The 7,253-nt window shown below is 63.1% G+C and carries 5 protein-coding genes; all 5 read left to right on the top strand.

Features of this window, described 5'->3' with window-relative positions; translation table 11 throughout:
- Positions 1 to 70: 70 nt before the first annotated feature.
- Entirely contained in the window at positions 71 to 3,697 is a 3,627-nt protein-coding gene (locus C446_RS03745) for an ATP-binding protein (protein WP_006671728.1), read from the top strand.
- A 163-nt stretch (positions 3,698 to 3,860) separates the two neighbouring features.
- On the top strand, positions 3,861 to 4,496 hold the full coding sequence (locus C446_RS03740) for a chemotaxis protein CheC (RefSeq protein ID WP_006671727.1): 636 nt from the start codon (positions 3,861 to 3,863) through the stop codon (positions 4,494 to 4,496).
- Positions 4,493 to 5,764 carry a chemotaxis protein CheC gene (locus C446_RS03735; RefSeq protein WP_006671726.1) on the top strand — a complete coding sequence of 424 codons (1,272 nt, stop codon included), beginning with the start codon at positions 4,493 to 4,495 and terminating at the stop codon, positions 5,762 to 5,764. Before C446_RS03740 ends, C446_RS03735 begins: the two co-directional genes overlap by 4 nt.
- Positions 5,761 to 6,282: a chemotaxis protein CheD gene (locus C446_RS03730; RefSeq protein ID WP_006671725.1), complete on the top strand. Its 522-nt coding sequence runs from the start codon at positions 5,761 to 5,763 to the stop codon at positions 6,280 to 6,282. The genes C446_RS03735 and C446_RS03730 overlap by 4 nt, the downstream gene beginning before the upstream one ends.
- Positions 6,279 to 7,094 carry a CheR family methyltransferase gene (locus C446_RS03725; protein WP_006671724.1) on the top strand — a complete coding sequence of 272 codons (816 nt, stop codon included), beginning with the start codon at positions 6,279 to 6,281 and terminating at the stop codon, positions 7,092 to 7,094. The genes C446_RS03730 and C446_RS03725 overlap by 4 nt, the downstream gene beginning before the upstream one ends.
- The last annotated feature ends 159 nt before the right edge of the window (positions 7,095 to 7,253 follow it).

Genomic DNA, 7,253 nt, shown 5'->3' with positions numbered 1-7,253 from the left:
ATCAGAGATGTGTATAAGAGACAGGATCGGACCCGGTACCCACTCCTCGCCGACTGGCCCGAGCGATTCGGTGGACGAAGACGATCCGCTCGCGGACCTCGAGCCCGGAGCAGCACCCGGCGCTGACCTCTCTCCCGACGAAGCACAAGAACTCGAGGTCGACGAACTGCTCGACGAGTTCAACGAGTTCGACGACCTCGACGAACTGGTCGAAGACGTCGAGGAAGACGAGGATCTGGAAGCCTTCGAGAACATGGGCGATGCGGGGTCGTTCGACGACCTCCTCGAAGACATCGATACCGACCCTGTCGACGAGGCGGTCGACGTAGACGACGAGGCGGAGCCGGCCGCCGATGCGTCGGTCGACTCCGAGTCCGATACCGACGTCGAGGCCGCTGCCGACGATACGGGAGCCACACCGGCCGCTGATATCGACGCGAGCGGCGACGACGAACAGGTCGAAGACGCAAGCGCGGTCTTCGAAGAGCTCAAAGACGAAGTCGAGATGGTCGGCTTCGACGAACTCCAGGACGAACTGGACGAACTCGAGTTCGACGAGTTCGACTCCGACGACGAGGTCGGAATGGACGAACTGCTCGGAGACGAAGCCGACGAGGACGACGAGGCGTTCCTCGAGGACGCACGGTCGGCCGACGAGGACTTCGAACTCGAGTCCGAGTCCGAGCCCGAGTCCGAGCCAACATCCGAATCCGATTCGGCGTCCGAATCCGTCGCCGAAGCTACTGGAGCGGTCGACGAACCGGCGGAGACGTCGGAGACGGACGCGGTCGACGAGTTCGACGACCTGTTCGAAGACGCCGACGAACCCGCGACGGAGCCGGCTGCCGCCGAGACCGACCCTGCGGGGACGGCAGAAGTCGACGCCGAACCCGTCGATGCCGACGGAAGCGTGGCGGAACCGGACGCTCCAGAGGTGGCAGACGACGGTACGGCCGAGTCGGAGTCGACGCCGACCGAAACGAGCGCCGGCATCGAGGAAGACGGCGAAGACGACGGAGCGTTCGAGACGAGCCCGGAGACGGAATCCGACGAAGTCGTCGACGATACTGCGGCCGAAACCGGCTCGGACGCCGTCGAGCCGTTCCCCGGAGTCGCTCCCGATGCCGAAAGCGTAGACGGTCCTGGAGCGGCCAAAGCGGCTAACGGAGCCGACGACGCCGAAACGCGCGGGCAAGCGGCGGACCCAGTCGACTCGAGTGGTGACGACGATTGGGTCGGAGACGACGAAAGCGAACCGTTCCTCGTCGAAGGCGACGAGGAATCCGACGAAATCGTCGACTTCGGAGACACTGGGGCCGAGTCGGACGATTCGGCGGTCGTTGGGGCGGCTACAGCGGATGTCGGGGACGACGATAATCCCGACAGCGTCGAGAGCGAAGGAGCCGACCGGATCGGGGACGACGTGGAAGAGACAGCCACCACGGCTCCTGCGGACGACTTCGAGATCGACCCCAGTCCAGACGGCGAGGACCTCGAGTTCGATTCCGGCTTCGAAACCGACGTTTCGGAGTCGGTTCCGGACACCGAAACCGAAACCGAAACCGCGAACGCGGACGCCGACGCGGATGGCATCGCAGCCGACGACCCCGCAGCCGAGTTCGGCGAGGTCGACGGATTCGACGAGGCGTTCGGTGACGACACCGGCAACGGGTTCGACGGGGAAACGTCGTTCGAGACCGGCAACGGGTTCGACCCCGACGTCGAGGACGATGGGTTCGACGACGGTACCGGCGACCTCTCGCTCGAGACGAGCTTCGACGCGGAGGAGTTCGGAAACGACGGAACAGCCGAAAGCGACGACCAGACGGACCAAGCCGCGACCGACGACGGTGCCGACGACGATCACGAGGAGATCGGCGGCTTCCGGTTCGAGTCGGCCGTCGAATCGACGACCGACGAGACGGGGGCTGGTGATGACTCCGGTCCGGAGATGGAGTCGGCCAAAGCGGAGCCACAGTCTCGATCAGAGTCGACAGCCGAGTTCGGTTCGGAGTCCGAACACGGCTCCGACACCGATACAGGCACTGACACCGACGTCATCGACGAGATCGAGCTCGACGACGACCCGACGCTCGCGTCCGACGTCGACGTAGATGTCGACTCTCCCTCGTCGTTCGAAACGGACGACGACGAGTTCGCGTCCATCGGATCGGACCCGTCCGAGGACGGGTTCGAAACCGGGTTCGACGACCCCGAGCCTGACACCACCGCAGCCGGCTCGGGTTCCGAAACCGGGTACAGAAGCGAGAGTAGCAGCGAAAGCGGGACAGGACCCGGAACGGAACCGGAGTTCGAGCGGGTCGTCGAGGAACCGGAACTCGAGATACCGGAGATCGCGTTCCCCGAAACCCCCGACCGGGACGGGGCCGACGACCGGGACGACGATATCCAGTCGATCCGCGTGGATGTCGACCGCATCGACGAACTCCGGACGCTCGTCGAAGGACTCGTGACGACCCGGGTCCGACTCCAACACGCGGCCGAGGTCGGGGACGACATTACCGAGGTCGAGCCGGAACTCGAGGACCTGGCGGAGCTAACGACCGATCTCCAGGAGACGGTGATGGACGTCAGGCTTGTCCCCCTCGAGACCGTCGTCAACCGGCTGCCGCGGATCGTCCGCGACATCGCTCGAGAACAGGAAAAAGAGGTGGCGTTCGATCTCTCGGGTGAGGGTGTCGAGCTCGACCGGAGTATTCTCGATCGGATTCGTGATCCGCTGGTCCACCTCGTTCGAAACGCGGTCGATCACGGGATAGAGTCCCCCGAAGAACGCGAAACGGCCGACAAACCTCGAGAGGGGTCCGTCGAGGTCACCGCGACCCGATCCCGTGGCCGCGTGACGATTTCGGTCTCGGACGACGGCGCTGGACTGGACCCCGACCGACTGCGCACGGAAGCGGTCGAGGCCGACGCCCTCGACGAGTCGGAGGCCGACGATCTCACTGACGAGGAAGCCTACGACCTCGTGTTCCACCCCGGGTTCTCGACGACCGACTCGGTGACCGATGTCAGCGGACGCGGCGTCGGGATGGACGTCGTCAAGCGGACCGTCGAGAACCTCGACGGAACGGTCGATGTCGACAGCGAGCCCGGACAGGGAACGACCGTGACGATGACGCTTCCGGTCTCGATCGCCATCGAAGACGTCCTCTTCCTCGAAGTCGGCGACACCGAGTTCGGCGTCCCGACCAAAGTCGTTCAGGACGTAGAATCGACTACGTCAGTCGAAACGTCCGACGGCGAGCCAGTGATCGTCGACGGCGACGAGGAGTGTCGGGTGCTCGAGCTCGCGGACGAACTCGGGTTCGAAGGCGATCGGGAGCTAGAGGTCCGTTCCGCCGCCGAAAGCGGCCAAGAGATGGAGACGACGAGCGACGACGGTACCGATATCGAGACCGATACCGGCAGCGTTGCGTCTGCCGGTGCAGACGGTGTGGCCGCATCCGACGACTCGGTCGCCGGCAGGATCGCCGGTGGTGGCGACGACGGGATGGTCGTCCGCGTTCGGGACGACGTTCGCCCCATTGCCATCCACTGTGACCGCGTCCGGGACCAGAAGGAAGTCGTCGTCAAACCCTTCGAAGGGTTCATGGGCGGCATTCCCGGGTTCAGCGGCGCAACAGTCCGAGGTCGTGGCCAGGTCGTCAATATCCTCGACGTAACGACACTATGAAAACGAGATCCAGAAACGAGTCCCCGACGCGAACCCCTCGAGTTCGAGTCCGAGTCCGAGTCCGAGTCCGAGTTCGATCGGAGTACGACACCCGACCTCGAGGGCGATCGCGACCACGGAGACAGCGACAACGACAACCCCAGATACGGACACGGAGTGATACATGACGATGAAAGTCGATATCCGAAAGCTGAGTTTCATAAACGAAATGGCGAAAGTCGGCACCAACGGCGTTGCCGACAACATGAGCAAGTTGACCGGCGAAGACGCCCAGATGGAGGTAACGAAGACCAACTTCATCGACGTCGACGACCTCGAGGGGCAACTCGACGACGGGAAACGCGTCGGCGTCCGGGTTCGGCTCAACGACCCGCCACACGGCCACATTCTCATCCTCTTCCCGGAGACAAGCGCGAAGAAGATCACGGCGATCATGCTCGACGATGTCGTCGAGGATATGTCGGACGTCTCCGGCAAAATGGCGAGAAGCGCCGTCGAGGAGATGGGGACGATGATGGCAAGCGGGTTCATCGACGGCTGGGCCGACGTCCTCGGACGCGTCATCGACATCGCTGCCCCACAGCTGGTCTACGCGCCTGGCGGCGAGATCGTCACCCGGACCGCAGGGCTGGGTGGCGACGAGCTCGCCCTGTTTTTCGACTCGGATCTGTCGGTTCCAAGCTACCAGATCGAGGCGGAAATCTACGCGTTCCCCGACCTCGCGACGTTCGTCGAGATGGTCAACGCCATGGAGGTGCCCTCGAACTCGAGTTCGACGCCACAATCCCACTCCCCATGAAACTCGACGTCAACGCGCTCGGAACGTTCTACCGAATGGCCCGAGAAGGTGCCGGGCTCGCGGCGGGTCGGCTGACTCACATGACCGACGTCGAAACCCGAGTCGGCGTGACGAAACTCAACTTCATGCGTGGTCGAGAGATTCGCCACGACTTCGAAGACTCGACGGAGAAGATCGGGGTCCGGGTCGAACTCAGCGGCGCGATAGAGGGCTACTCGGTCGTCGTCTTCGACCGGGAAAACGCCCTCCGAATCGTCGAGACGATCGTCTCCGAGTCCGACGCCGAGGAGTTCGACGAGATGAACAAAAGTGCCGCCACGGAGGTCGGCAATATCATGAACAACGGGTTCATCGACGGCTGGGCCGACGTCCTCGAGACCGTCATCGACGTCTCGACGCCCGAGTTCGTCAAAGGCGAGTCGGCGGATGTCTTCTTCAGCGATCTCGAGGAAGCACCGGGTGACGACGACCTCGCCTTGCTCTTTCAGAGCCATATCGAAGCCGTCGACACCGAGGTCGGGTTCAGTCACTACCTGTTCCCCGAGCGAGAGTCGATGTCCCGTGTGCTCGAGCAACTTCGCACCAGCGGCGGCATCGAGTACGACAAGCTCGAGGGGTTCGACCGGATGGCCGAACGCGGTGCCGAGGAGGTCGCAAAGACCGCGACGACGCTGACCGGGATCGACACCAGCGTCGAGATTCGGCGGCTCAACTTCGTCTCGCTCGAGGCGATCCCGGAAGAGGTTCCCGACGAACGACTCGTCGGCGTCGCCTTCGAGTTCGACGGCGTTCCAAGCGGCTACCTGCTTTTCCTGTTCGACGAGGAGTCCGCGCGGGAGATCGTCGACGCGATGGTGCCCATGGCGTCGGACGACGGGGACGGCGACGACGATGACGACGCTGACGGTCCCGAAAGCTTCGACGAGATGGGGACGAGCGCGATCAAGGAACTGGGCAACATCATGGCAAGTGGGTTCCTCGACGGCTGGGCGAACGTACTCGACACGACGATCGACCACTCCACGCCGGAGTTCGTCCACGACATCGGCACCGCCGCCGTCGACCCCGTGATCGTCCAACTCGGCGAGAACCAGGAGTTCGCGTTCGTATTCGACACCGTCATTACGGCCGACGGAAAGGAGTTCGACTGTGAGGTGTACGCGATCCCCGACGAGGACGATCTAGAGCGGGCGCTGAACGACCTCGAGGTCGATCGGATCGAGGACGCACCGACGACCGCCGATTTCCAGGAAGTCGATAACACATGAAAACGTACGGAACAGAACCGGGCGCGCCAACGCCGGTCCAGGTCGGTATCTCCGAGCTGGCCATCAGCGACGGCGACGAGACGCTCAAATCGTACGGTCTCGGCTCCTGTCTCGCGATCGCCCTCTATGACCCCGACAGCGGGATCGGTGGGCTCGCCCACGCGATGTTACCCGACGGCGACACGGCCGAAAACAGCGAACGAAAACCCGGAAAGTACGCCGACACCGCGATCCGTGCGCTTCTGAGACGGATGGTCGAAAAAGGAGCGAGTTATACGTCCGTCGAAGCTAAGATCGCGGGAGGAAGTGATATGTTCGAATTCGAAAGCTTCGGCGACGGGGTCGGCCAGCGAAACGTCGTCGCTGCGCGGGAAGAACTTGACAAACTCGGCGTCCCGCTCGTCGCGGAGGACGTCGGCGGCGACCGCGGTCGAACCGTCGAATTTACCCCCGGTTCCGGTACCCTTATGGTGAAGACCACCGAAGCGGATGGAACCAGCGGAGTGTCGGAACTATGACTGACGAGGCGTTCGAGGACTTGCTCGCGTTCGTCGAGGACGAACTCCGGTTCGCGACCAGCCACTACAACGATAGTTACCTCGACCGACGGGTCTCCTCCCGGATGCGTCGCACCCAAAGCGACGACTACGCCGACTATCTGGCAACGCTCCGATCGGACCCCGACGAGCAAGAGGCGCTGCTCGAGGCGATGAGCATCAACGTGACTGGATTCTTCCGTAACCCGGACGTCTGGTCGGGCATTCGGGACGTCCTCCGGACGCTGTCGGCCGACGCGGACGGCCGGACCGATACTGTCGACATCTGGAGCGCCGCCTGTGCCGACGGACGCGAGCCATACTCCTTGTCGATGCTCGCCCACGACGACCGACGGATCGACGACTCCGCGATCGATATTCTCGGCACCGACATCAGCGAACCCGCCCTCGAGACGGCCAGAGCAGGCGTCTACGAGGAATCGAGGACGGTCGACATGGAGGACCAACTTACCTTTCTCGACGACTACTCCCGGTACGTCGAGCGCGACGATCGGATCTATCGGATCGCCGACGAGGTCAAAGAACGCGTCAGTTTCGAACGGCACGACCTGATAAACGACGATCCGAAATCCGGCTTCGATATGGTCGTTTGTCGGAACCTCTTTATTTACATCGACAACGAGTACAAGCGGTCGATGCTCGAGGTCATCGCCGAATCGCTCCGTCCGGATGGCTACCTCGTGATCGGCAAGGCCGAAACCATCCCACCGAATCTCAAATCGGCCTTTTCGGTCCACGATGCGCGGTTGCGGATCTACCAGCGTGACGACTAACCGCTTTTTCTGGAACCAGCACGTATCCGCTCGGCCTGGCTCGGATTCGGTCACGGAGAGCGATGCCAGTCGCGACAGTGAGCGGACCGAGACGATAGACGGGTGACCAACCGGCTGGCCGTTCGGATACGCTTACGTTGTCGCGTTCGAATGCTGGGA

The sequence above is a fragment of the Halobiforma nitratireducens JCM 10879 genome, from assembly GCF_000337895.1.
Lineage (GTDB): Archaea > Halobacteriota > Halobacteria > Halobacteriales > Natrialbaceae > Natronobacterium > Natronobacterium nitratireducens.
This window is presented reverse-complemented; position numbering and strand designations above follow the sequence as displayed.